This is a genomic window from Enterococcus salsurae, assembly GCF_054784955.1.
Window position 1 is genome coordinate 66,900 of record NZ_BAAHWY010000004.1, and the last position, 26,349, is coordinate 93,248.

A 26,349-nucleotide genomic window follows, 5' to 3' on the forward strand; every position below is an offset into this window, starting at 1 on the left:
TTTGGATCCTACTTTTTATCTCTTATATTTATTTGCCGCCCGCCAGACTAAGAAATTGTCAAATAATTGAATGTTGATGATCGGTAGATTCGAAGTTACCAATCTATAGCCTTCTTTAAAATCTTTGTGTTCCTTGAATTCTTTGAGTAACTTTTGAAATAATGATTTGTGTTGCTGATAACCGAAGTAAACCAAAGCTTCATCTTTAGCCATCCACGCCTGTGGCACCTCGATTGTTCTCGCTAGTGTGATTTGCATATTAACCCTCCTAAAAAATTTTGTTTTGTTTAACATCTCTAGGTGAATTCTATTATTTTATATGTGCTTCATTTTAACACGGGTGATAAACTGGCTTGCCGACAATAGCCAACATTTTGAAAATCATTTTTTGTACTGTCTTTTGTAAATAAGTTCTAGTAAATTCCAACTATTCATCGATATAGATTTGCTACACTTATTTCAAAACTTTCTGCAACGCTCAACGGACTATTTAAGTATGTTTGAAAAATTTTCTTCTAAGAATCTCTTTGTTTCGCTTGCTAAAAACAAATAGCTGTCTTTTCCGCCTGTGGGATATTTGACAAAGCCACCATTTTTAACATCTATTTTTCTTCTGTAACTAGGATGATTAAGGAAGTTTTCGATTAACCAAGATCTTTTCCTGTTGACCCTCTCCATCACATCTTTTAAAGTCCACCATCTACCTAATTCTTCATTAAGTATAAATCTTTCATATTCCACTTTTGAAATGATTACGTAGTCTTCTGGTATAACAATTTTTGCTTCGAGATACTGCGTCATACAAAATCCCTCCTCCTCGCTAATTATTTGAATAAATCCCAGAAACTAAAAGTTGTTTTCTTGTACACTTTGTTTTTGACAGATTTTGTCGGGGATTTAGCAAAACCTACGCCTTTCTTTCCATACATAGGATTAATTGACTTTTTTACTGCTCTTTTAGCTTTGCCTGTGGTTCTGGCAGATATAGATTTTTTGATACTTGGTTTTCTCATTCCCATTTTCATCTTTAAATCCTCCTAAAATCATCTATATGAATACGCCTTTATCTCATTTTTACATGTCAAAACCTTTCTAATTTTAAACGCTTACATAATAACTATACCCTAATTAATGCACATAATCTATATTGCAAATAATTCCTCAAAAATTTATATAAAGAAAAAAAGCAGTTAACGAGTTCTTCGCCAACTGCTCTCTATCAAAAATCAATATGTTCGCGCGGATTGATAAAATCATCCGAACTTGGCCAAGGCCCATTTGTAAAAAACTGGAAATGTAAATGCGGACCAGTGCTAGGCCCCGTTGTACCCATGTTGCCTATTTGCTGTCCTTGATTGACTGTATCGCCTACAGAGACTCTCAATTGGCTTTGATGGGCATAGCCAGTGTAAAGTCCATCAGCGTGCTTGATAACCACGTAATTTCCATACCAATCCGGATAACTACCAGCTATAACAACTTCACCTGCAGCAGCTGCGAATATAGGTGTCGTAGCGTTTCCGTTTACTAAGTCTATACCGTTGTGTAATGAATATGCTCCTGTGATTGGATGTATTCTGTATCCGAACTCGCTTGTAACAGTTACAGGTTTACTGATTGGCACTACATAGCCGGTACTTTCGTTTACTTGCACATACTGTCGGATCATTGCCGCATAGTGGAAATTACCACCGTTTAGATATAAATAAGTACGTCCATCAGCTTGTGACACAGCATTGACATAAGAGTACCTTTCTCCAGTTGTATTACCTAACGAAGGCGCAACTACATCACGAGAATAGACTTCTGCAAGGTCAGTAGTGTTTTTACCGCCTCTGTTTGCTAGCCAAGGTATATACGCGCTACCAAAGTTATACCCTTGCATCACGCCCCAAATATCCACATTTTGATTTTGACCGTTTTTGATTTGTTCGGCTAAATGTTTGCAACCTTGTTTTACGGATGCTTCACCACTCAAAGTGTTCGGTGCTAAACCAGCAGATTCCGAAGATTGCATGATATCGTCTGTTCCGTTTGTGCTAGGGTTTTCAACCATGATTAAGGCATAAGCCAAACCGATATAATCAAATATACCGTATAACTTCGTATATTTCTCTAACCACGCAACTATATTCGCGTTTCCTGTGATATTGCTACCAATGTTTATTGGATCGTATGTTGATCCACTTGGACCCACGCCACCACCAGAACCGCCAGGATAAACTTGTTGACCGTTTAACTTTAATTCTCCACGAATATCAAAGTTGCCGGACAGCGTCATGTTCCCTACAAAACGCATATCAGAATCTATGAAATACATTCCTTTGTCTTTACCTAAAACTATGCCTTTTCCTTCTGACGTAGAGATTAAAATATAATCTCCTCCACTGTCTGAGACAATTTGCAAAGCTTTCCCGTCCATATCAGCCAGAATAGGTTGACCATTTTCCGACCCCACAACTAACTCTGGAAAAGGATTGCCTGCAGTACCTATGGTTCCCACGCTTCTTGAGCCACTCCAAAACTCCATACCACGCTTAGTTAATTCCATGATTTTTTTACCATCATTTTCAACAACTAAAGCACCAGATACCAATTTGAGCATGTCTCCCAATTTGTTGAATGACGTTTCAAAAATTTCTGCCATTATTGTTCCGGCTTGGATAAAATCGGCGTTAAACTTGCCGTCAATAGTCCACGCAGTCTTAAACTCACTCGTGTAGAAATCGCCGTCTATAAATCCAATCCCATCCGAATTAGCAACTAAGAAATGACTTGACGTTTGAATAGAATCGCCATCCATCCACACCATTTGAAAAGGTTGTCTGCTCTCTCCTCGTTGCGGATGATTGGCTGGATAATCAGATGGAGACATCAAAATAACCGCACCGCCATGAGCACCGCGTATGATATCTGATTGCCATTTGCTGATTTCGGTTGAATCATAAAATGTCATTTTGGTTTCGGCTAGATTGGTTACGCTGTTTTGAAGATTTGAAGATTGTCGAATACTCGAGTTATTTAAATTGTCACCAAGACCAGCTTCTGCTTTGCCCGTAATACGGTCTAGTTTCACGCTAAAGACTCTTGTCTTATAGTGGTAACCTTTGTCCGATCGATGTATCGGAACAGTGTTACCGATTGAATCAGCACCTAAAACGGTTGTTTTAAACTGAATCAACGGACGAGAGTATTCAACTAGATTTTCGTAAGTCTCTCGTAATAATTCTTTGGCGTCTTCAATGTCTTCGAGAATCAATACTGTTTCTCTTTTGCGCTTTGTTCCACTTTTGGTAGGCATTCCGTAAAGAGTAGTCATTTCTGGATATTCAAGCCAGTTTTGACCCTTAGGTTTATCTAAAGGATCGCCGTTTGACTTCTTCCATTCAACGTCCGTAAACTCAATACGCCTGCCATAACCGTCTCCAACTTCCTCACCTTTACCACGTCCGATAATAGAGGTGTAGAGTTGAGAGCGATCTCGCTGACGGACTACTTCTAAGGCGTTTGATCCATACACAAAGCGCTTATTACTCACTACACCAATTTGCTTATAAATCTCAATCCACTTATCGGTAATTTTGTTACCAGTTATCGTACATTTAAAAAGAATCTCGCAGCCGAATGTTTGTAATTGCTTTAACGCGTCTTTTACACTGATGTAATAGAACGAGCCAGACAATGCTGGTAAAGTTGGGTCTACATAACCAACTCGCCATTCATCGCTTGTAAAAGCAATTATTTGCTCTGCTACTTGCTTCATACCCTTGTTCTGTGGGCGTATATCATTCACCACAAAGGCGCTTAATTCGTCCACTGCAAAATTGATGCCAACAAAAGATAATCTTCCTCTAGGGTCGCTATCAGCAGTTATCTTGTAGACAGAAAACGAATCGTCCTCTTCACGAACAGCTGTAAAAAAAGCGTCTCTGATTTTTTCGTCGTCTAGAACGCTAACCGACAAAGTATCATTCATCAACTCGCTTTTATCAGCGGTAATTTCTTTCGTTTGGATACACTCAATTATTTTGTCTTCATGAACCACTTTGATCAACGCTTGTTTGTCGTTCAAGAAATAAATACTTTCGCTCAAAACTTATCCCCCTCCTTTTAAAAAACGATGTTAAGATTGGCTCCGCCGCCTTGCGCGTGACTAATATCCTCAACAAAAGCTTGAAACACTTGATTGCCTAACTGGATGTTAAACAATGCTGGTTTGCTGTTTGATCCGTAACTAACTTCGTGCTGCACTTGCGTTTGAATCTGACTATTGACTGCCGAGATACGATTGCCAATGTCCATGTTTGAAGCACGGTCAGCAATTTGAGAAGATGCTCGGTCAACATACCTAGCGCCGTCTAGCATACCGTCAGCTAAACCTTGAGAAGTAAACATACCCAACTCAGCCATAACACGAGAAGGAGAGTGGATATTTAGAATGTCTTTGATCTTCCCTGTAATCGAACCAGCAATATCTTTTACCGCATTCTTGACGTCTTCAATTTTGCCTTTAATACCATTTACTAGGCCATCAATAATATCCTTACCAATTTGTAATAAATCAATCTGCTTGATTTGATCGAATGTTTCTTTTACTTTTTCGATAGCATTGCTAACGCCTGTTTTCAGGTCTTCCCAAGCCTGTTTAGCGCCGTCAACAATACCTTTGGCAGTATTTATCACCGCATTCTTTGTATTCTCCCACGCAGTCGCTATGCCGTCTTTAATCGCATTCCACATATTGATTGTGTTTGTTTTTGTAGATTCCCACAGATCAACGAAGAATTGCTTCACGCTATTCCAAGTGTCGATAGCGCCTTGTTTCAAGCTGTTCCAAGTTTCGGATAGCCATGATTTCAAACCATTCCATGCGTCAATAGCACCTTGTTTGATACTTTCCCAAGTGTCTGAAAAGAATTGTTTGACAGAGTTCCAAGTGTTGTAAGCAATTGTCGCTATTTCAATTAACACATTGTTAATCGCTGACTGGATACCCGCCCACAAGACAATCGCTATTTCTCTGATTGTTTCAAAATAATCAATGAAAATTTGAACAAATGAGCCCCATATATTACCTGCAGATTCTACAATGTTGTTCCAAACACCAATCATATTGTTTTTGGCTTCTTCCCAACCGCCAGATATAAGCGAGGTTACGAATAAAACTGGTGCTAGGATGACGTTTTTTAGGATAGTGAATACATTTTGTGCGATAGTTACCAGGTTATTCCAAGTGTTCTGTAGGAAAATAACCACACTTTCGAATGAGAAAATGATAGTTTTGATCAGATAACCGAAACGGCTATTGATAGCGTCTGCTATTTTTCCAACAATCTTAGAAACTGTTGATTTAATGCCGTTCCACAAATCAGCGAACCAACCCGTAACGCTATTCCACGCAGACACAACACTATCTACCGCATCATCGAATACTTGCTTTGTGCCTTCCCACATTACAGCAGCCGAATCTTTGATACCTTGCCATAAATCAGCAAACCATTGTTTCGTGTCTGCCCACGCTTGTTTAACGCTCTCTACGGCGTTCTTAGCGCCTTCCACCATACTTGTCCATGATTCTTTAACCCATTCAATAGCAACGCCTACCGCTTCTTTTATAGCTTCCCACATACCAATAAAGAAGTTTCGAAACTCTTCACTCGTGTTCCAGAAGTAAATGAACGCGGCTATTGCTGCTGCGATGGCTACTACAATTAGGATAATGGGATTCGTACTTGCTAATGAACTGAAGAATGTTTTAAGACCTCCCGTAACTGAAGTTATTGCTTTCCCTAATTTAGGAATGTCAGATTGCAAGAATGCCAAAGCTACTTTAAAATCTTGTATTTTCAGAATGAGCGTTCCTATAACAAGTAAAACAGGCCCGATTGTAGCAGCTAATAAACCAAATGTAATGATGGCAGTCTGCATCCACTTAGGAGCAGAAACAAACTTCTCAGCTAATCCGCCAATATAATCAGCTACTGCACTGATTGCTGGCGCTAAAATATCCTGGATGACGATCGCTGCAGATTCAAATGCACCCAACATCTGTTCGATTGAAGAGTTCATATTATCCTGCATCGTTCTCGCCATTTCGTCAGCTGCACCATCTGATTCCTCTAAAGACTTAGTTAAGCTTCCTAGTGAATCGGGACCTTTGTCGATAAGTGCCATCATACCGGAAAGCGATTCTTGTCCATACAATGTAACCAACGCTTGGTTTTTCTGTTCTTGTGTTAATCCATCGAACGAATCTGAAAGCAAAGCAATCTGTTCTTTCAAAGAAATCATATTGCCTTCGCTGTCGTAAAAAGAAACTCCTAAATCTGCCATCGTGTCACGCATAGCTTTTGTAGGTTTTGCAATCCTAGACAATGCGCCACGTAATGTTGTACCCGCTTGAGATCCTTTTACACCTGCATCACTCATGATACCGACCGCAGCTGCTGTTTCCTCAATAGACAATCCCATCGCTTTTGCAACTGGGGCAATATATTTCATTGCTTCACCCATGTCAGCAACTTCGGCATTGGTATCTGCTGCTGCTCTTGCAAATACATCAGCGACATGCCCAGCTTGATCTGCTTCTAGTCCAAACCCTCGCAATGCAGTTGCGGCATTCTCTGAAGCTAATGCTACGTCACCACCAGAAACGGCGGCTAAATCTAATAGACCTGGCATGGCAGACATAATTTCCTGTGCATCAAACCCGGCAGATGCTAGGTTTTCCATTCCGTCAGCTGATTCTTTCGCACTGAAGGCGGTTTTAGCACCCAAGTCAATCGCTTGGTCTCTTAATTCTTCAAAAGAATCGCCAGTTGCGCCAGATATTGCTTTAACACGGCTCATTTGTTCTTCAAAATCGCCACCAACTTTGACTGCAGCGGTTGTGATTCCCAATATAGGAAGAGTGACCGCCTTTGTCATCGTCTTACCAGCAGACGTCATGATATCACCTACAGCAGACATGGTACTTTTAGTATTATTTTTGAATTCCTCTACTGTGCTAATGGCTGCCTTAAATGTACTCCCAAAATCACCATCGGTCGCTTTCAAATAAGCCTCTACACTGAATTGTTCCATATACTTCACTCCTTTCATTCATTTATTTAAACGTCAAGAATTGACGGTTAAACCAAAAAAAGAGGACATGAACATTACAGGATTAAACCTGCTTTGTTCATGTCCTCTAACTTAATTAGTCAGACTATTTTAATCTCTCTGTTGTAGTAATATGTTTGCTGACAATTTTTCCATCTTGAATTTTTAAGATAATTTCTCCAAACGATGGTAATGGTACATCTATTTTTCTATTATCTTGAATTATTATTACTTGGCTTTCCATTGTTCCCTCCTGTGATATTAATTATATTTTGACAGCGGCTTTCCTGACGCTTACCCACTTTCCGGTAATCTATAGACACCTTTCAATATTACTTCTCGCTTAAATCTCTTTTTGTAGATTGTTTGGGCTAATACAATTGCATAGTAAACAGCTATATTTTTCTCCGCTAGATATTCTTTCTCTTTTTCTAGTATAAGGTTCTTTACAGCCTTTTTACTCATATTTATCAACGAGTGTTCCATGATTTTTAATTGATCAGAATATTGTTTTTCCATTGCTTTTCTTACTTGTTCGCTGGTGTAATTCAAAAAAATCGCCTCCGTTAATAGAATTCTAAATTGGAAAAATGAAAAGCACCCTTTTTAGGGCGTCAGAAATGTCAGAATAAACTTTTTGGATTGATTGTTCAGATTGCATGTTTGGACCTCCTAATAAAGTGAATAGTCAGCCTAAACTATTCACCTGCCTTCGTGCTTACTCCCCCAATGGATACAGCGTGATAAGGTGAACAGTAGTGCATAGTTTGACCCAAATTCCTATTCTTTTATATATTTTTCCTTTATTACTTTTTTATTTACTCTTTTATATTAACTATTCACTACTATTCACTTTATATAAAAAAAGTAATATAAATATAGTAATAGCAAGGGTTTGAAGGAGTGAATAGTTGAATTCCAAACTATGCACTTACCCTTCACTACTATGCACTTTTCTGTTAATTGGTATAGACTAATTAAAAAAATTTCGGATTCCTTGGTAATAGATCACAAGAATGGCGGAAATTTCTTTTTTAAGGACTCCGATAATTCCGTTTTTGTTTAAATCTGAATAGCTTTTTAAAATATTTTTGCCTAGCCAAAACCTTATCGAAACCTTATCGAAAACTGCGATTGTTCAAAACTGTTTTGCCATCCTTGAAAATCCCTATATGTCTTTTTTTGTCACCAAAATAAATACCAAAATCAATCGCCAAAGACTTGTGAATCAAACTCTTGTAGTAAAATGCAGTAAATTACATAATCGACTTAGAAATTAATCAAACCAAATATCCACAAACTTTATACACTCGTCTCGCGGCTCCATTTTCTCAAGTCTAAGATACATTTTAATTTGTCTTCCTTGAGGAGAGTTTTGCTTGAATTTTTTCGCTTTTGATCTATCTAGAGTAAAAACAAAAGAGTCTGGATCCGCACGCTTTCCCTCGATAATTTGATAACTCTTCAAATAAATAGTTCTTACACCTAAAATGTATTCTTCCAGGCTATCAGCATCTATTTTGATGAACTCTTTTCTCAGTCGATTGATAATAGCTTGCAGTTTTGCTTCTGACTTACTCCTGATTTTTCTATATTCAAGTACGGATATTCCTCTTCGGTCAGCCAATACTTTATCTGTTATAGGTATATATGTTCGATAACCGTTATAAGCATAAGTAAAATTGGCACCTTGTTCAGTTTCATAATATTTCTCAGAAAGAATTAAAACATCTTCTTTAGGCAACTCTTTTAAAGCAGCAAATAGTAGACGAGCATACCCCTTGGCATTGCCATCGCCTAAATGATTCCTATTTACCACAAATGCCTTCCATTGTGTGAGTATCCACTTTGGACGAATCTCGAAATCATAACTCACTATCCAAACACCTCCGCCATTATTGATATATCGGAAAATAAATCGTCCGTTAGCTCAACCTTTTCTTGCGGCACTTCCCATCCATATCTGAAGGCCATAGCCGTTTCTATTTCTTCAATTTCTTCCAAAGCAGCATCCTTGAGTTCTTTAGAAGCATACCCTTTTATTAGGCTCTCAGCTTCATTCTGAGACAATGTAGCTAGGAATTTGGAGAAATACTTGGCTCTTGTGTGCCACCGCTCTATCTGCCTATCAATAAGCATTTCAGCTTCTGCATTATCTGAAACGATAAATTCGATTTTAGGTGCATGAGTGTGTATGGAAATTTCATCATAGGCAAGGTGAGTAGCTAGGGTACGATTATAGATTTCTTGTCTCAATGAAATTTTCCTTCTAATCAATTTTTGGATTTGCGAATCAATATCTAAATATCGGCCTAAATTATATTCTTGATCCATACTCACCCTCCCTTTGATATTTTTGCGGTTTTGGTCGTTGGTCTTGCTTGGAATTGTCATCATCAAGGACGGCGCTTGCAGCACAACCGCTTATTTAGTTTTCAATGATCAATGGAATAAAAAAAGCGGACACAAGACATTTCCTCAATCGGGAATTTTGTCTCGCATCCGCTGGTTTTTCCTAGTAGGATACTAAATATGTTTATGTGATAATTATACCATATTTCGCGATTCTTTTGTATCTAAAACCTTGATAAATCAATGTTTATTTACCTACGAGATTGATTTCTTTTGTTTCAAACCGAATAACTCTACCTTGTTGTACGATTAATTTTACCTCTCCATAATTAGGCAATAGAATTGCGGTTTTTGCATTTTTATCTTCGGACTCAATATAAACTTTGTCTTCCATTTTCTACATTCCTTTCTCAAAAACTTCATATGCTTAACAAGAAAACTGACCCAAACTTGACAAAACTTGATATCCAATACATAAAATTCAATCATTTTTTTTAATCAAAAATACTCGCCTCGTATTTTCAGGTAACGACTCAATCAATTCTTTAGGCAATGTGATTTCGCCATCAGTTGTATCCTCGCCAAATAACTTTGCTGTAATCGAAAATTGCTTGCCTCCATTTTCCACCAGTAACTGTCCTGTATTTCTTTCACGCCAACCAGGATCATTTAAATCATATTCCCATGTATTTAAGTGTGCCTTGTTCATAGTTTTAACTGTATCAAGCATAGAATAAGCTTGGGCTTCGTACAGCAGATTGCTCTCCGTTACTTCTTCTTTAGTTCTAGCTATCCAATATCCCATAGGATCCGCTTTACTTGCACCGATAGGAATGCCATTCTTTCTTAATCTTTTGACCGATATTTTCAATTGCTTATAAGTTTGATTAGTTTGCTTAATGATATCCTTCGCCAATATCCTATTGTGAGTTGAGTGTTGCTTGATTATACCTAGTACCAAAAAATCTGTTTCTGTCAGATTAGGTTTCATCTTATACCACTCCTTCTATTTCATTCTCGATAACTTCCTCAATTGCGGCCAGTAAATTTATTTTCTCACTTGGAACCATGCCATAATAATTATTGGTTACTGAATCAAGCTTCATCTCATTTTCTTCTTCGCGGAAATTAGAATACCAAGACTTTTCATGCGAGTTGATATCTTGCAGCAATTGAAATATTTGCGCGATCAACATGCTTTTATCCATTTTTTCCAACTTACCAAGTTCTTTAACTAGGTACATATTTTCTACCTTTTCATAAATATTGAGTACAATCGTTGTTTTTAACTCTTGAAAGGTCAGGTCTTTTATTAATAGTCTATCGAACTCTTCTGTTTTCCTGTATTCGTGGAAAAACGCTATTGCTAATTCTCTGCCTAAATTTAACTGCAGTTCATCTATATTCATGATATTCCCCTCTCATTTGATTTCAATGGTGATGCCTATGAAGTTAGGACAATGTCCGGACACAAGTGGACAAATGTCCTGACGTATGTCCAAACAACTCTATTTTATTCATTTATCATTCCAGCTATCACACCAGCCTCTTCAGTACCTGCAAAGAACCTATTTATATTGCCATCACCAAAGTTTTCTTCTTCAAAATATCGCGAAATCAACTCTCTCCAATCCCACAATTCCAGATAGTCCATGTATCTGATCATCACCTCTACCTTAGTAAGCTGCCTTTTAGTTATTCTGGGATGGAATTCTTGTAAAGTATCTTTATACTTCTCGGAATATCCAACGATTACATTAATAACTCGTTCGGCTTGCTCATCTTTAAAGTTTAATCCTTTGATAATAGATTTATAATCATGTATGAAATAAGTAGTCGTGGGCTCTTTTTTCTCAGAAAAAGAGTTATCCTTGTCGTCGTCAAGGTTATTGTTTTTTTCAGTATTATTAATCTCAGTATCATTAGGGTTAAAACTTTCAACTTCTTGAAGTTCAAAATTTGAACCTCCGTATTTAATACGGCATACATATATTTTGTTCGGCTTATTTAACCCTTGTCTCTCCTCGATGATAAGTTTGGAATCAGCCAATTCTTTAAAGGCTTTCACTGCAGTCGGCTTTGATATATTAAGGATTCTCATGATGTTTTCTCTTGTAAACAGCAGAAATATTTGACCGAATTCATCAACCCAATTATTTTTTCTAGATAACTCCTTACGATCTAGCAACATTGAATAAATGACTTTTGCATTCAGTGACAACCCTTTATATAAGTCACCTACAATCAACTCTTTAGGCAATTGATAGAATCGATGTGAGTTTTCTTCTGAGACAGTGTAAACATTATCGTATTTCATATGAACCCTCCAGATTTTGGATAAAGTGCATCAGAGACTACTTGTATTTGTTCTCGGATACTTTCTAACGCTTCGCCTATTTCGCCAAGCGCTCCGGTTCCTAAATGTTTATTTAAAGCAAATGTATCTTCAGTTACTCTTGAGTATTCGATATTCTCAATAAGCCGCTCAATGATTTTTAAATCATTTACTCTTGCTGCAAGGCTTTGGGAATTGGCTAACAAATTTTTGTCTTTCATTTGGCTACCTCTCCAATAGATTTGTCTTCTAACTTCTTATAATGTATTTCAGCATATACAGTCAAACATTCTATTTGTGCAATAACTTGGTTTGCAGCATTTAAATTATCAAATTTAACATCGCGTACCTTTTCATTCAGTGATTCTAATGCCGACATGATTACACCTGCTTCAACAACGAATTCATCTAAATACATATTCAATTTTTCTCCTTCACTAAACTAATCATTTGACTATGAAGAGAATCAAGATCAGTAAATATTTTCAACAAATCAATATAGAAGTTTTGGAAAACAGACCGTTGAGAGTTGAACTCATTCATAATATTTAACGCCTGGTTGGTAACATCTTCCTTAGTACCATCATTTTCATATTTCGTAGAAAACCAGTTATAAGTTAAAACCAATCCATCTAACCTTGAATCAAATTGGCCAATGAGATCTTCAAGTTCAAAAACGCTATCGCTAATTTTACTCATGACTTTGCACCTCCGAAACTTAGCTTATAGTCGTACTCGTCATACTGCATAAACAAATTGACTAAACAAGGTGCAATGATCAGCAGTTTTATTAGGGGAGAAACAGCTGCGCCAATCATAAAAATAGTAATCAATAATGTAATTCTTCTGTTTTTCATCGTATTCGCTCCATTTTTCTTTGAATTTTTTTCGAATCTGTTATAATGGAGAAAAGAATATAGGTAAATAAACCTATTGTGTTGCCTTTTGCTAATTCCGCCAAGAATTGTATAGCAAAGGCTTTTTTCTTTTCTCCAATCATTCATTAATCCTCTCTTTCAGAAATCTCCTTAGCTTGCAGCATTAATTCAAAAGCCTAGTTGAAGGTTTCTTTATTAGTGATATCTTCAATCATATTATCTGAATAACTTTCCAACGCATCGCCATCTTGAATAGATTGCAACTTTGCGATGATTTCTCTTTTCAACTCGTGGAATCGCTCCATCTTAAATCCCCCTTCGTTTAAACTGCTTCTTTTTCACTCACAGGCATTTTAAGTGTCGTTTGATAAATCACACCATTGTTTCCCAGAACAGCTTTAATCTGATCGTAAGACATGCTTAGAGTGATCATGATCGCTATTTGACTTTCTCTTACGCTAACTGCTTCCAGTTCTTCAATTGAAAGGTAGTCCATTAGTGAGCAATTCTTAACTATATTTCGCGCTTTCTTGATTTGCGTTGCATTAAACCCTATAGCTGACTTGTAGCATAGATTTGTATAGTGTTTATAGAAGTGAGGCGATAAATCTGCTTTTTTTATGGCATCAGTCATAGATAAGCGAACTTGCTTACCAGCACTTCGTAAGGCCTGCCGAGATAATTGTTCGTGCTTCATAGCAAAGAATTGTTTCACTAACTCTTTTTTGAATGCTCTTACTGGTTCGGTATTATCCAAGTATGTTATGAGCAGCGTTGCTTGTTCCTCGTTTAAGTGATAGATTTTTCTCGGTCTACCTCTACCGTCTAATTTATGGATTTCAAATCCAATAATTCCGAACTCTTCTAAATCTTTTGCATAGTCTCTGATTAACCGAGTTACAGAATGATGAGCGACTTCTGCATGATCCGCAATAATTCTACTTGTTGTAAAAGGTTCTTCGTTCATGTTGTCAGATTCCAAAAATACTAACTCGTTCATTGACCCACCTCCATATATTCGAAATACTTTGAATACATTCTAATAACAACATTTCTTCCGTCAAATGGACAAATGCCAATTCGTTCATTAATTGAACAAATCTATTTGTACATCAGATGCACTTCTTCCAATCTTCATACCACCAAACAGATATCATTTTCATTCCAAATCAATTCCTAACAAGCCTGCCAGCGTTTCAACAATTGCATACACTTGATACTGAAGATCCCCAATCTCAAAATCATCGACGAACTTTGCTTCTGTTAGTTCGTACAATTCTCTTAGAAGGCTTGTAGCGTTCGGCGCTTCAGGCATTAACCCTTGGTGTTCCACCTGCTCATTCAAAGCGTCATAGACTTCTGTTAAAGTTTTGCCATCGATATTTGCCAACTCTTTTGCTGCTTCTTTTGAAATAACCTCGCTTAAAACTTTTTCGATTGCTTTATTTTGTGTGATTTCCATTCTTCTTTTCTCTCCTTTTTTTGTCCTACTAATCTATCAGCTTTGTATTTTTCGGCATTTGAAATGTCGCTATATTAACCTTCAAGACTTATTGCAAGCATTTTGTAAGTGCGCTTTGTAAGTGCTTCTTGTCGAAATCCATTCTATTTTGGCGTTGGTGGTGTTTATTTTGATTTTAGATATTTAATAATGTCTGATTTGAAAAATACTTGTTTCCGTTCGCTCAACATCCTTCCCCTCGGGAAGTTTTGATCGGCTAGTAACTCTTCAAGGTAAATTGCTGAGATTCCAAGCCATTTTTGCAACGCCGCTTTAGTTGTTAAGATGTCCGAATCAACTTTGCTTGCGTTTCTCGCCGCCACAATTGCCTCTACGATCGTTTCAAACACACTATCGGATATTTGTTTCAACTGCTCATTAGAGAGCGAGTGAGACACCTCTAGTTGTAATTTGGGCATTTCAGTCATTTTCACCTAATCATCTCCTTTTTATTATTCTTTATAGCTTTTTTCATTTATCAACCAATCAACTATCTTTTTGAATACACTTTTACGAACCGCATAAGTTTTCTCATTTTCTATTCTCCCTAATGTAATTCTGCTTATTCCTATCTCACCAGCCGCTTCTTCTAATGTGATATTTTTCCTAGCACGCTTTTCTCTTAACTTTGCGCTCATCTCTCTGTCCAGCTCAAACATAAAACCCACACCTCGCTTTCAATTTGGAAGTATGCACTAATAGTAAACTTTCAAATTGAAAGTGTCAAGAGTAAATTTTCAATTTGAAAGTTTTTCATTGTGTTTAGCTTCAAATAAGCTATAATACCTATTAGGAGGTTTAATAATGAACAGGATTAAAGAACTACGTAATAAAAAGGGAATCACCTTAAAAGAATTAAGCGGCATTTTAAATGAGAAATATTTGTTAAAAGTATCTGATGGACAATTGTCAAATTACGAAAATGGAAAGCGAAGCCCCAGAAGTTCTAAGGTATGGGATTCTTTAGCAGAATTTTTTGAAGTTCCTGTTTCATATTTACTTGGATTAGATAAAGATAGAACACCTATAGCAGATACGAATTCCTTTGGTGAGTACGATGAAGAAACTATAAAGTTGTTAGCTAAGTTAAATAAAGATACAGATGACACTACTCATGTTTTTTTAAAAACATTAATTGAAAAATTTGTGTTGATAAGAGAAAACAAAGAGGATAACTTAGACTATGAATTTGAGTTAAATACATTCCGAATATTGATATTAACCATTTACTCTAACTATATTGCTGAATTAATCCAAAACTATTCAAGTACTAATTCAATCGATATAAATGAAATGGTGATACCGAAATCCGATCTGGTTACAGAAGAAGATCGAAAAAGTATTGTAGAATTGAATAAAATCCTTCCTTTTTTACCGGTGGAAGCTCTTGAGGGGATTATAAATCTAGAGAACACTGATGATTGAATAGGTGTATTAGAAATTGCAAGTGTTTGATCTAAAGCATTTAGACTTACCTTTCATATCTACTCTAATTGGCGTTGGTGGTAGATAGGAGTAAAAACATGACAAAGATACAGAAGTATATAAAGAAAGACGGATCAGCAGCGTACGAGTTCAATGTATATCTAGGCAAGACAGATAATGGAAAGAACATATATCGAAGAAGGAGAGGATTTGCAAATAAGAAACAAGCGCAAATTGCTTTGTCCAAGATAATTGAGGAATACGAAAATAACGGCTTATCAAATAAGCCTACTGTTATCACATTTAAGGATTTGTATGATAAATGGTTGGCGCAGCATAGACTCAATGTAAAACCATCCACAATAGCATTGAATAGGCGCTTTGTTGAAGGACATGTATTGCCATACTTAGGCGATGCCAAGCTTGCTTCTATAACAGTTATCCAATGCCAGGATTTGGTAAACAAGTGGTTCAAACAAGGTTATAAACAATACAACTATTTTCGTAAAGTCACTGCTCAAATTATGCGGTATGGTGTGGCCATGGAGATTATGGATAGCAATCCAATGTCCAAAACGATTCTTCCAAGAGCCAAAGAAGAAGAGAAAAAACTGCAGTATTACACTAAAGATGAACTAGCACATTTTTTTGATTGTTTAAAGGCATTTGGTAACTTTAAGCAATATGCTTTTTTCCGCTTACTTGCATTTAGTGGTGCCAGAAAATCAGAGTTACTTTCTTTGCAGTGGAAAGATATTGATTTGACTACCAAAAGTGTTTCGATAGGCAAAACACTAGCCCTTGATGAAAATACCAATATTATTATTCAAACCCCTAAAACAGCTTCTAGCACACGATCAATAAGCCTAGATGCTGAAACAGTGAAAGTTTTGGCCAAGTGGAGAACAGTACAAAGAACAGACTATTTGAGCATGGGTTTCAATACTTCTAGCGATGATCAATACATTTTCACCAATGAGCGCAATGAATTGTATTATCCTCAAGTTGTGAATGACTGGCTAAAGTATTTGATAAAGAAGTATGATCTGAAAATAATATCTCCACACGCTTTCAGGCACACTCATGCAAGCTTATTGTTGCAAAGCGGCGTTCCTGTAAAAGAAGTCAGTGAACGATTAGGTCATAAAGATGTGAAAATCACGCTAGAAATTTATACTCATGTAATGCCTGAAGAAGCAGAAAAGACCGCTGATAAATTCGCCAATTTTGTTGGCTTTTAATCAAAAGCACTTACAAAAACACTTACATTCATAGTTTTAAGCAAAATAAAAAAGCTAGAATCCTTATACATCAAGGGTTCTAGCTTCAAAACAGGTGTTACCCCACACTACCTTCCATCTCATAACTAATCAACCGGTTCAACTCAACCGCGTATTCCATCGGCAATTCTTTCGTAAATGGTTCTACGAAGCCCATGACGATCATTTCGGTGGCTTCCCCTTCTGATAAGCCGCGGCTCATCAGATAGTATAATTGTTCTTCTGAGATTTTTGAGACTTTGGCTTCGTGTTCAAGTGACACTTGGCTGTTATGAATTTCATTGAATGGAATGGTATCGGATTTTGATAAGTCATCCATGATGATCGTGTCACATTCGATATGCGAGATGGAGCCTGTGCTCTTCTTACCGAAAGTAACTTGTCCGCGATAGTTTACTGCACCGCCGTCTTTAGAGATTGATTTCGAGACGATTGAGCTGGATGTGTTTGGTGCGTTGTGGATCATTTTGGCACCTGTATCTTGGACTTGGTTCGCTCCTGCAAAAGCAATCGACAACATCGTGCCGCGGGCACCTTTGCCGTCTAGGTAGACACTTGGGTACTTCATCGTGGTTTTAGCCCCTAGATTGCCATCGATCCATTCGACTGTCGCACCTTCTAGCGCTTTGGCCCGTTTGGTCACAAGGTTGTAGACATTGTCAGACCAGTTTTGAATGGTCGTATAGCGGCAATAGGCATCTTTCAACGTAAAGATTTCAACGATGGCAGCATGCAAGCTATTGGTTGAATATGTTGGTGCGGTACAGCCTTCAACGTAATGAACGCTGGCCCCTTCATCAACCACGATCAATGTCCGCTCAAATTGTCCAGTATTTTCGGCATTGATCCGGAAATAGGTTTGCAAAGGCACGTCGACACGAACGCCTTTTGGCACATAAATAAAGGTGCCGCCAGACCAAACGGCTGAATTGAGCGCGGCCAATTTATTATCTGTTGGCGGCACTAATTTTGAGAAGTACTGTTTGAAGATTTCAGGATACTCCTTTAAGGCTGAATCGGTATCCGTAAAGATGATCCCTAATTTCTCAAACTCTTCTTTCATGTTGTGGTAGACCACTTCTGATTCGTACTGGGCTGAAGCACCAGCTAGGTATGCACGCTCGGCTTCAGGAATCCCGATACGTTCAAACGTTTCTTTGATTTTATCTGGCACGTCATCCCAATCGCGGGCTGGACGGTCACTTGATTTTTGATAATATTTGATGGCATCGAAATCGATGTCAGATAAGTCAGGTCCCCAGTTTTGCATAGGCATCTTATTGAATGCTTCTAATGATTTCAAACGAAAATCGAGCATCCATTCTGGTTCTTCTTTGACCCGTGAGATTTCACGGACGATGTCTTCAGTCAAGCCTTTGCCAGTACTAAAAACTGGTTCTACGTCATCGTGGAAGCCAAATTTATATTCTTCTAATTCAGGTACACCCATGATTCTCACTCCTTTGATTTGTGACTAGGTGATTGTATGATCAGTCTATTCCGTCGGTTGCTTGTCTTCATTTGAACAGTGCAGTTGACCTGTGGTTGCTTGTCCTTGATCGTCTTGGATGGCTTTTTCCAAGGCCTTCCAAGCCAATGTTGCGCATTTGATCCGCGCAGGAAATTTCGCTACACCACTTAACATCGATGCATCCCCTAATTGATCACTGTCTGGGACATCATGTCCTTGGACAAGTTCAGAAAATAAGCGTGACAAATCTCCTGCTTCCGCCAAGGTTTTGCCGATGACGGCATCGCCCATCATTGACGCGCTGGCGGTACTAATGGAACAACCTTCACCCGTGAACGCGAGGTCTTTGATGGTTTCTCCTTCAACAGCAAGTTCCAGATGAATCACATCGCCGCAAGTTGGATTATTCAATTCGACTTTGTAGGTTGAATCTCCCAATGTGCCGCGGTGATGGGGATGACTGGAATGATCCAAAATCACTTGCCGGTATAAATTATCTAAGCGTGTCAGTGCCATATTGAAAAAACTCCTTCGTTAGCTTAATGGCGTCAACCAAACGATCGGCGTCCTCTCTTGTATTATACAGGTAAAAGCTTGCCCGTGCAGTTGCCGGCACTTGCAAATACTGTAGGAGGGGTTGGGCACAATGGTGACCAGCCCGTACAGCGATGCCTTCCATATCTAACGCTGTTGCCACATCGTGGGGATGAATGCCCTCAATATTGAACGCAATTACACCTGTTCGCTTGGCAGCTTCTTGCGGGCCATAGATCGTTAACCCTTCAATGGCTTGCAATTTTGGCAAGACATAGGCAACGATTTCTGCTTCGTGCTGATGGATGGCGTCTAAGCCGATTTCTTGCAAGTAATCGACTGCCGCGCCTAATCCGATTGCACCGGCAATATTTGGTGTGCCTGCTTCAAATTTCCAAGGCAATTCTTTCCAAGTGCTGTCTTGCAAATGAACGAAATCAATCATTTCTCCGCCGAATTCGACAGGCTCCATTTGTTCTAGCCAGGTACGTTTGCCGTATAAAACGCCTGTACCGGTAGGGCCGCACATTTTGTGCCCAGAAAAAGCATAAAAGTCACAGTCCAGTGCTTGTACATCAACGGTCATATGAGGCACTGCTTGGGCACCATCCACGACCATGACTGCCTGATTGGCATGAGCCAATGCCGTTAATTCGGCAATTGGGTTAATCACACCTAGCACATTCGAGACATGGGCAATCGATACGATCGCTGTTTTTTCGGTGATTTGTTTTTTGGCATCTGCCATATCCAGTGTACCCTCTGGGGTTAACTGGATGTATTTCAGAGTCGCCTTTTTTCGTTTGGCCAATTGCTGCCAAGGGATGATATTCGAGTGATGTTCCATATAGGAAATCACGATTTCATCGCCTTCTTTGACAAATTGATCGCCAAAACTGCGAGAGACCCAATTCAAGCCTGTAGTCGTCCCTCTGGTAAATAGGATTTCTGCCGTTTCTTTGGCATGGATAAATTGACGGACTTTCTCTCTAGCTGCTTCATAAGATTGCGTCGCCCGTTCTGCTAGCGTATGGACGCCTCGGTGGACATTGGCATTGTCTTGATGATAATAAGCGGCCACTGCATCTAGAACAGCTTCTGGTTTTTGGGTTGTTGCCGCATTGTCAAGATACACCAGTGGTTCATCATTGACGATTTGATCCAAGATGGGAAACGCTTGTTTCACTTTATGGCTATCGATCATGCAAGCAACTTCCCTTCAATCACTTCTACCAATTCTTGTTGGACTGCTTTCACAGGAATCGCGGTCAAAACAGAACCTAAGAACCCACGGATGACCAAACGTTCTGCGTCTTCTTTGCGTAGACCACGACTCATTAAATAGTACATTTCTTCTGGATCGACGCGACCAACACTGGCCGCATGTCCTGCAGTGACTTCGTGTTCATCGATCAAAAGAATCGGATTGGCATCTCCGCGGGCTTGATCAGATAGCATCAACACACGACTTTCTTGTTGTGCATCTGCACCTTTAGCGCCTTTTAAAATATGACCGATTCCATTGAAGGTCAATACGCCTCGTTCACGAATGACCCCATGCTGTAAAATATGGCCAATTGAATGGGGTGCTTTATTGGTCACGCGGGTATCGATCCCTTGTGTCTGTCTGCCGGCACTGATAGCCACAGCTTTGACTTCAGAATGCGCCCCTTCACCGACCAAATCAGAATCAAAGTCAGCCACGACATCGCCATCGTTCATGACACCGATCGCCCAATCTACCATTGCATCTCGCAAGATATAGCCCCGGCGATTCATGTACGTCGTGATATTGACGCCTAATTGATCGATTGCTGAAAACTTGACCTTTGCGCCTGCTTTGGCAATCACTTCGACGACAATATTGCCTGATAACTTTTTGGCTTGATCGCCTTTTGTTTGGAAACGTTCCAAATAGCTGAACTCACTATGTTCATCAGCGACGATCAAGACGTGTTTGAAGAAATGTGCTTGGCTATTGCCATTATGGTAGAAGATAGCTTCTAAAGGTTCCTCAATAACCACATTCTTTGGTACATATAAAAACAATCCGCTATTCATAAATGCTGCATGGGCTGCCGTCATTTTGTCTTCGTCAACTGGCACAGCTTTAGACATATAATATTGATTGACTAATTCAGGTACTTCCTGCAACGCAGTGAATAGATCTGTAAAAATCACGCCTTGGTCAACCAAATGTTGCGGCAATTGTTCAAAAATCGTTGTTTCTTCATATTGGACAACAGTTGGATGGCTATCCATCTCATCAAAGGCAGGCACAGCATGCGCAATTGCCTCTTCAGAAATCGTCTGTCCACCAGTTAAGGCTGTTTCATCGATATTAAACAATGGCCAACGTTCGTAACGAACCCGCTCGATTTTCGGGAATGGCAATTCATCCACTTTTGCTAATGCCGCTTGCCGGATTTCCAACATCCATTCAGGTTCTTCTTTCAATGCCGAAAAAACGTTGACTTGTTCAAGATAATCATGTAATTTTGCCATTTACCTTGCCCCCTTACGCTTCTTCTTCTTTGTAGTCGATCCCTAATTCTTTACTGATCCCTGCATACCCTTCTGCTTCTAGACGTTTGGCCAAATCAGCAGAACCTGTCATCACGACACGGCCTTCCATCATGATATGCACAACATCAGGTGTGATGTAATTTAATAACCGTTGGTAATGGGTAATGATCAACGCGCCAAAACCTTCACCGCGCATTTCATTGACCCCTTTAGCTACGACTTTCAATGCGTCGATATCTAACCCAGAGTCGATTTCATCTAAGATCGCAAATGTTGGTTCTAACATCAACAATTGCAAGATTTCGTTCCGTTTCTTTTCACCACCAGAAAAGCCTTCATTCAAATAGCGTTCTGCCATTTCTTCCGGCATATTCAATAGGTCCATTTTTTGGTCTAATTTTTTCAAGAAATCCATAACAGAGATTTTGTCATCTTCATCACGTTTGGCATTGATTGCTGCCCGCATGAATTCTGCGTTGGTGATCCCTGGAATTTCACTTGGATACTGCATCGCTAAGAACAAGCCTAAACGCGCCCGTTCATCAACTTCCATTTCCAATACGTTTTCACCGTCAAACAAAATTTCACCTTCAGTGACTTCATAGTTTGGATTGCCCATGATGGCCGCTGATAAGGTTGATTTACCTGTTCCATTTGGTCCCATGATGGCATGGATCTCTCCAGTTTTTAATACTAAGTCAACGCCTTTTAAAATCTTTTTGTCTTCAATTTGAACGTGTAGATTTTTGATTTCTAAAACTGACATGCTATTCCCTCCAGTATCTTGTCTTTCTCACTATTCTAGACCAATTGAGAATGAACTTCAAACGCTATTCTCGCATTTGTCGATTTAATTCTATCTCTTACATTAGAATTATTATAAACTAAAACAGCCGATTCGCCAAGAAAATTCGTGATTCAAAAAAAATGCACACAAATCAATGATTTTCCGAAAAAAAACGGCATATCCAGTAGAGGATATACCATTTGAATTAGTTATTCAGCCATTCTTCCCGCAAAATCCCGTATTTAACGGAATCATAATATTCACCTTGCCAGAAACGAACTTTCCTAATTTGTGCTTCTTTCAGCATCCCAAGTTTTTCTCCTAGTTTCATCATCCGATGATTGCCAGACCACGTGGTATAACCGATTCGCTGAATAGTCGGTTCTTGAGCAAATAAATAGGTGAGCCACTGACGGATCGATTGACTGCCCACCCCACGATTCCAAAGATTGGGATCATAGATGGCAATACCGAAATCCAGCCATTGATGCAGATCGTTGTCTTCCCAATAAGCGGTCACGATGCCAACTATACGGTCATCCGCATAAATAGCTTTACGCAAGAGATTGTCCAGACAATTTTTCCCAAATCCGCTGCGAAAATCTTCCCATGTCAACACAGGATCTTGAAAATACGGCCCATCCCAGTTCATCCATTCTAAATCTGCTTTCGGACCATAGCTGACGGACCAAAGTTCGCTAAGGTTGTCTTCTGTGATTGGTTTTAAGGTGATTTGTGTCATTGTATCCCTCTATTCTATCTAGAAAAAGTTCCTGGTTATTTGCCAAATAATCGTTGAAAAAATCCTGGTTTATCCGCAGTCTCTTGAACTGAAAGTTGTTGCAGCGGATGATCTTTCAGCTTTCGTTGAAAGGTTAAATTATCTTGTAAAAGCAATCCGTTCAATTCTACGATACCATTCAAACTGGCAATCGTTCGCCGCAACTCGCCACCTTGCTGACCATAGAAGTCCGCAGCTTCACTTTCTTCTTGTGCCGAGAGGATTCGAATAAGTTGTTGCAATGTCTGTACCTGTTCACCGAGAATAGCAGATAATCTTTGGACTGGCGGTGCTTCAACTTGGACTGGCTCTTCATAAACAGTCACTAAAGATAAACTATCCGCGTAATCTTTCAAATCAAAAAGAAAGGTTTGGCTTTCTTCCTCTTTGGTGATCGTCGTTTGCATCAATTGTTTATGTACCGCTTCCAATTCTTTTTGTTGCCGATTTAAATCCGCTATCAATCTTTCTATTTCCATGGGCGACACCCTCCTACTGATATAGTCTATTGTTACGTTTTTCTTTGGATCCGTCAAGAAAACCTCAGAGAAATACAAAATCCTTTCTTTGCGCTTGCGCTTCATCATGCCTTTGCCTCTTTGATCACTCATAAAAAAAGCCAGCCCCTTAGCAGCTAAGATACCGCGGGGCTGGTTTTAGTCATTTGTTTAGCCGTTGTAAGCATCCACAATGATTTGTTTCAATTCAGAAATCAATGGTTCTTTTGGATTTGCTGTTGTACATTGGTCTTCATAAGCCAATTCAGCCATCCGATCAACTGTCGTATCTAAGGTTTCTTGTGTCACACCTTGTGCTTTCAAGTTCATGTCGATTCCCACAGATTGACCTAATTCATACACAGCAGTTGCCAAAGCATCTACTAGTTCAGCTGTGGTTTCACCTTTAAGACCCAAGAATTTCGCAATGTCAGCGTAATCTGTATCTGCACGGAAGAAATCATATTTCGGGAACATTGCATGTTTTTGCGGATCTTTCGCATTGTAGCGAATAATATGCGGTAAAAGAATCGCATTTGTCCGTCCGTGAGGAATGCCATACTCGCCCCCGATTTTGTGGGCAACTGAGTGACAAATACCTAAGAATGCATTGGCGAAGGCCATACCAGCCATTGTTGACGCGTTATGCATTTTTTCACGAGATTCCATATCAGGTGTTTTGACAGATTTTTCTAAGTAGTCAAAGACCAACTTGATTGCTTGTAAGCTTAATCCACGTGTGTAGTCAGATGCCATCACTGATACATAAGATTCAATGGCATGTGTCAAGACGTCCATCCCAGTATCAGCTGTGACAGAAGCAGGAACGGACATCACGAATTGTGGGTCAACGATCGCTACGTCTGGTGTCAATGCATAGTCAGCCAATGGATATTTCACGTGTGTTTCACTGTCTGTAATAACGGCGAAAGGTGTCACTTCAGAACCTGTACCAGATGTCGTTGGGATACATACAAATTGTGTTTTTTCTGGTTTATCGATCTTGTACGTCCGTTTGCGGATATCCAAGAATTTTTGTTTCGCGCCGAAGAATGATGTGTCTGGGTGCTCATAGAACATCCACATGCCTTTGGCCGCATCCATCGCTGAACCACCGCCCAAAGCGATTACTGTATCTGGTTGGAAATCAACCATCATTTTTGTGCCAGCATAAACTGTATTTGTTGAAGGATTTGGTTCTACATCTGAGAACACTTCGATTTTGACATCATTTTTGCGGCGTGCAAGAACTTCTCGCACAGTATCACAGTAGCCAAATTGAACCATACCTGGATCGCAGACGATCATGACACGCTCTACGTTTTCCATTTTTTCAAGATACATCAAAGAGTTTTTTTCAAAGAAAATTTTTGGTGGCAATTTGAACCATTGCATATTATTTCTCCGTTTCGCTACAGTTTTCACATTGATCAAATTGACAGCTGATACGTTGCGTGATACTGAGTTCTTTCCGTATGAACCACAACCCAATGTCAATGATGGGATCATTTCATTGTAGATATTACCAATACCGCCTTCTGCCGATGGTGTATTGACTAAGATCCGGCATGCTTTCATTCGTAAACCGAATGCCAAGTGCAAGTCTTCGTTTTCACTATGAATCACGGCTGTATGGCCTAATCCGCCTAAATCAAGCATCGCTTCACATTTTTGGAATGCATCTTCTGTGTTGTTGGCTTTGATCATCGCCAAGACTGGAGACAATTTTTCACGTGATAATGGATAATCCGCACCTACGCCATCTAATTCAGCAATCAATAATTTTGTGCCTTCAGGTACTTTGATGCCTGCTAATTTGGCAATATCCATTGCTGAATGTCCAACGATTGCTGGATTCACGGCATATTTGCCTTCATTCATCACTGCATCTTCTAATTTTTGCAATTCTTTTGGTTTCACCACATAGACTTGATGTGCTTCAAATTCAGCTTTGACTGCAGCATACACTTCTTTATCAACGATCACTGCTTGTTCAGAAGCACAGATCATGCCGTTATCAAATGTTTTTGATACGATCAAGTCGTTCACAGCGCGTTTTACTTTTGCTGTTTTTTCGATATAAGCTGGCACGTTACCTGGTCCAACGCCTAAGGCTGGTTTACCAGTTGAGTAAGCTGCTTTGACCATGCCCGCTCCACCAGTTGCCAAAACGATGGCGATGCCTGGATGGTTCATCAACAAGCCAGTCGCTTCGATAGATGGATGTTCGATCCATTGGACACAATTTTCAGGTGCGCCCGCTGCAACTGCAGCATCTCGCACGATCCGCGCAGCTTCTGCTGAACATTTTTGTGCAGATGGATGGAAAGCAAATACGATTGGGTTACGGGTTTTCAATGCGATCATTGCTTTAAAAATCGTTGTTGAAGTTGGGTTGGTCGTTGGGGTTACACCACAGACCACACCAACTGGTTCAGCAATTTCAATCAAGCCTTTTTGTTTGTCCTCATTGATCACACCAACAGTTTTGTCGTGTTTGATGCTGTTCCAAATGTATTCTGATGCATACATGTTTTTGATTGCTTTATCTTCGTAAATACCACGGCCAGTTTCTTCAACAGCCATTTTTGCAAGCGGCATATGTTTGTCTAACGCAGCCATTGCCATTTCATGCACAATGTGGTCTACTTTCTCTTGATCAAAACTTTCCATTTCTTTTAATGCAACGTTTGCTTTTACAGCCAAATCGTCGATCATGCCTTGTACGTCGATGGTTACTTCTTTTTCCAATGTCTTAGCCATTGTTGTTCCTCCTAGTTCTTAAACAAGTTTTTATTTGTTAAGTACTTCACATATAGAATGATACAGCATCTTTTTTTATTTGTAAATAGTTTTTTTGTGATTTTTTTCACAGTTTTTA

Annotated in this window: 32 protein-coding genes; 2 read left to right on the plus strand and 30 right to left on the minus strand. The window is 39.2% G+C overall.

Annotated elements, in window-relative coordinates; all coding sequences use genetic code 11:
* Positions 1–15: 15 nt before the first annotated feature.
* From ACYVRS_RS10455 to ACYVRS_RS10560, 22 genes are all read right to left on the minus strand, one after another.
* Positions 16–258: a hypothetical protein gene (locus ACYVRS_RS10455; RefSeq protein ID WP_461203324.1), complete on the minus strand. Its 243-nt coding sequence runs from the start codon at positions 256–258 to the stop codon at positions 16–18.
* A 228-nt stretch (positions 259–486) separates the two neighbouring features.
* Positions 487–801 (minus strand): DUF771 domain-containing protein, encoded by a 315-nt coding sequence (locus tag ACYVRS_RS10460; RefSeq protein ID WP_422718408.1) that lies wholly within the window; start codon positions 799–801, stop codon positions 487–489.
* Positions 802–824: 23 nt separating this feature from the next.
* On the minus strand, positions 825–1,025 hold the full coding sequence (locus ACYVRS_RS10465) for a hypothetical protein (protein WP_171917909.1): 201 nt from the start codon (positions 1,023–1,025) through the stop codon (positions 825–827).
* Positions 1,026–1,219: 194 nt separating this feature from the next.
* A complete protein-coding gene (locus ACYVRS_RS10470; protein ID WP_461203325.1) occupies positions 1,220–4,093 on the minus strand; it encodes a phage tail spike protein in 2,874 nt (957 codons plus the stop codon).
* Positions 4,094–4,110: 17 nt separating this feature from the next.
* On the minus strand, positions 4,111–7,083 hold the full coding sequence (locus tag ACYVRS_RS10475; RefSeq protein ID WP_461203326.1) for a phage tail tape measure protein: 2,973 nt from the start codon (positions 7,081–7,083) through the stop codon (positions 4,111–4,113).
* Between the two features lie 124 nt (positions 7,084–7,207).
* On the minus strand, positions 7,208–7,345 hold the full coding sequence (locus ACYVRS_RS10480; RefSeq protein ID WP_422718407.1) for a DUF2292 domain-containing protein: 138 nt from the start codon (positions 7,343–7,345) through the stop codon (positions 7,208–7,210).
* 50 nt (positions 7,346–7,395) lie between these two features.
* Entirely contained in the window at positions 7,396–7,653 is a 258-nt protein-coding gene (locus ACYVRS_RS10485) for a hypothetical protein (protein ID WP_461203327.1), read from the minus strand.
* 724 nt (positions 7,654–8,377) lie between these two features.
* Positions 8,378–8,977 (minus strand): hypothetical protein, encoded by a 600-nt coding sequence (locus tag ACYVRS_RS10490; protein WP_461203328.1) that lies wholly within the window; start codon positions 8,975–8,977, stop codon positions 8,378–8,380.
* Positions 8,977–9,435, minus strand: a complete 459-nt coding sequence (locus ACYVRS_RS10495; protein ID WP_461203329.1) for a hypothetical protein — start codon at positions 9,433–9,435, stop codon at positions 8,977–8,979. The genes ACYVRS_RS10490 and ACYVRS_RS10495 overlap by 1 nt, the downstream gene beginning before the upstream one ends.
* 265 nt (positions 9,436–9,700) lie before the next feature.
* Positions 9,701–9,847: a DUF2292 domain-containing protein gene (locus tag ACYVRS_RS10500; protein ID WP_404997565.1), complete on the minus strand. Its 147-nt coding sequence runs from the start codon at positions 9,845–9,847 to the stop codon at positions 9,701–9,703.
* A gap of 87 nt (positions 9,848–9,934) precedes the next feature.
* A complete protein-coding gene (locus ACYVRS_RS10505; protein ID WP_461203330.1) occupies positions 9,935–10,444 on the minus strand; it encodes a hypothetical protein in 510 nt (169 codons plus the stop codon).
* A gap of 1 nt (position 10,445) precedes the next feature.
* Positions 10,446–10,862, minus strand: a complete 417-nt coding sequence (locus ACYVRS_RS10510; RefSeq protein WP_461203331.1) for a hypothetical protein — start codon at positions 10,860–10,862, stop codon at positions 10,446–10,448.
* A 104-nt stretch (positions 10,863–10,966) separates the two neighbouring features.
* On the minus strand, positions 10,967–11,770 hold the full coding sequence (locus tag ACYVRS_RS10515) for a replication initiator protein A (RefSeq protein WP_461203332.1): 804 nt from the start codon (positions 11,768–11,770) through the stop codon (positions 10,967–10,969).
* Complete coding sequence (locus ACYVRS_RS10520; RefSeq protein WP_461203333.1) at positions 11,767–12,009, minus strand: hypothetical protein; 243 nt, start codon at positions 12,007–12,009, stop codon at positions 11,767–11,769. The genes ACYVRS_RS10515 and ACYVRS_RS10520 overlap by 4 nt, the downstream gene beginning before the upstream one ends.
* Positions 12,006–12,206: a hypothetical protein gene (locus ACYVRS_RS10525; RefSeq protein ID WP_461203334.1), complete on the minus strand. Its 201-nt coding sequence runs from the start codon at positions 12,204–12,206 to the stop codon at positions 12,006–12,008. The genes ACYVRS_RS10520 and ACYVRS_RS10525 overlap by 4 nt, the downstream gene beginning before the upstream one ends.
* Before the next feature lie 2 nt (positions 12,207–12,208).
* Positions 12,209–12,487 carry a hypothetical protein gene (locus ACYVRS_RS10530; RefSeq protein ID WP_461203335.1) on the minus strand — a complete coding sequence of 93 codons (279 nt, stop codon included), beginning with the start codon at positions 12,485–12,487 and terminating at the stop codon, positions 12,209–12,211.
* Positions 12,484–12,792: a hypothetical protein gene (locus ACYVRS_RS10535; RefSeq protein WP_461203336.1), complete on the minus strand. Its 309-nt coding sequence runs from the start codon at positions 12,790–12,792 to the stop codon at positions 12,484–12,486. Before ACYVRS_RS10535 ends, ACYVRS_RS10530 begins: the two co-directional genes overlap by 4 nt.
* A 50-nt stretch (positions 12,793–12,842) precedes the next feature.
* Entirely contained in the window at positions 12,843–12,971 is a 129-nt protein-coding gene (locus ACYVRS_RS10540; protein WP_461203337.1) for a hypothetical protein, read from the minus strand.
* Between the two features lie 17 nt (positions 12,972–12,988).
* Positions 12,989–13,666 carry a Rha family transcriptional regulator gene (locus tag ACYVRS_RS10545; RefSeq protein WP_461203338.1) on the minus strand — a complete coding sequence of 226 codons (678 nt, stop codon included), beginning with the start codon at positions 13,664–13,666 and terminating at the stop codon, positions 12,989–12,991.
* 159 nt (positions 13,667–13,825) lie between these two features.
* On the minus strand, positions 13,826–14,128 hold the full coding sequence (locus tag ACYVRS_RS10550) for a hypothetical protein (protein WP_461203339.1): 303 nt from the start codon (positions 14,126–14,128) through the stop codon (positions 13,826–13,828).
* A 164-nt stretch (positions 14,129–14,292) separates the two neighbouring features.
* Positions 14,293–14,601 carry a hypothetical protein gene (locus ACYVRS_RS10555; protein WP_208773475.1) on the minus strand — a complete coding sequence of 103 codons (309 nt, stop codon included), beginning with the start codon at positions 14,599–14,601 and terminating at the stop codon, positions 14,293–14,295.
* Between the two features lie 18 nt (positions 14,602–14,619).
* The gene (locus ACYVRS_RS10560; protein WP_208773474.1) at positions 14,620–14,826 is read right to left on the minus strand and encodes a helix-turn-helix domain-containing protein; all 207 of its coding nucleotides are present in this window, start codon (positions 14,824–14,826) and stop codon (positions 14,620–14,622) included.
* A 145-nt stretch (positions 14,827–14,971) separates the two neighbouring features.
* On the opposite strand from ACYVRS_RS10560, the gene ACYVRS_RS10565 reads away from it, so the two are divergent.
* Positions 14,972–15,592, plus strand: coding sequence for a helix-turn-helix domain-containing protein (locus ACYVRS_RS10565; protein ID WP_461203340.1), 621 nt, complete (start codon positions 14,972–14,974; stop codon positions 15,590–15,592).
* Positions 15,593–15,690: 98 nt separating this feature from the next.
* Positions 15,691–16,833, plus strand: a complete 1,143-nt coding sequence (locus tag ACYVRS_RS10570) for a site-specific integrase (protein ID WP_461203341.1) — start codon at positions 15,691–15,693, stop codon at positions 16,831–16,833.
* A gap of 97 nt (positions 16,834–16,930) precedes the next feature.
* On the opposite strand, the gene sufB is transcribed toward ACYVRS_RS10570, so the two are convergent.
* From sufB to adhE, 8 genes are all read right to left on the minus strand, one after another.
* Positions 16,931–18,322 (minus strand): Fe-S cluster assembly protein SufB, encoded by a 1,392-nt coding sequence (gene sufB, locus ACYVRS_RS10575; protein ID WP_054115912.1) that lies wholly within the window; start codon positions 18,320–18,322, stop codon positions 16,931–16,933.
* Between the two features lie 45 nt (positions 18,323–18,367).
* Entirely contained in the window at positions 18,368–18,859 is a 492-nt protein-coding gene (sufU, locus tag ACYVRS_RS10580) for a Fe-S cluster assembly sulfur transfer protein SufU (protein WP_461203342.1), read from the minus strand.
* Positions 18,837–20,081: a cysteine desulfurase gene (locus tag ACYVRS_RS10585; protein WP_461203343.1), complete on the minus strand. Its 1,245-nt coding sequence runs from the start codon at positions 20,079–20,081 to the stop codon at positions 18,837–18,839. The genes sufU and ACYVRS_RS10585 overlap by 23 nt, the downstream gene beginning before the upstream one ends.
* Positions 20,078–21,382, minus strand: a complete 1,305-nt coding sequence (gene sufD, locus ACYVRS_RS10590; RefSeq protein WP_312542162.1) for a Fe-S cluster assembly protein SufD — start codon at positions 21,380–21,382, stop codon at positions 20,078–20,080. The genes ACYVRS_RS10585 and sufD overlap by 4 nt, the downstream gene beginning before the upstream one ends.
* Positions 21,383–21,395: 13 nt before the next feature.
* On the minus strand, positions 21,396–22,169 hold the full coding sequence (gene sufC / locus ACYVRS_RS10595) for a Fe-S cluster assembly ATPase SufC (RefSeq protein WP_054115908.1): 774 nt from the start codon (positions 22,167–22,169) through the stop codon (positions 21,396–21,398).
* Between the two features lie 226 nt (positions 22,170–22,395).
* A complete protein-coding gene (locus ACYVRS_RS10600; RefSeq protein WP_461203344.1) occupies positions 22,396–22,932 on the minus strand; it encodes a GNAT family N-acetyltransferase in 537 nt (178 codons plus the stop codon).
* 35 nt (positions 22,933–22,967) lie between these two features.
* Positions 22,968–23,450 (minus strand): hypothetical protein, encoded by a 483-nt coding sequence (locus ACYVRS_RS10605; RefSeq protein WP_461203345.1) that lies wholly within the window; start codon positions 23,448–23,450, stop codon positions 22,968–22,970.
* A gap of 189 nt (positions 23,451–23,639) precedes the next feature.
* Entirely contained in the window at positions 23,640–26,231 is a 2,592-nt protein-coding gene (gene adhE / locus ACYVRS_RS10610) for a bifunctional acetaldehyde-CoA/alcohol dehydrogenase (RefSeq protein WP_054115896.1), read from the minus strand.
* Positions 26,232–26,349 lie beyond the last annotated feature (118 nt).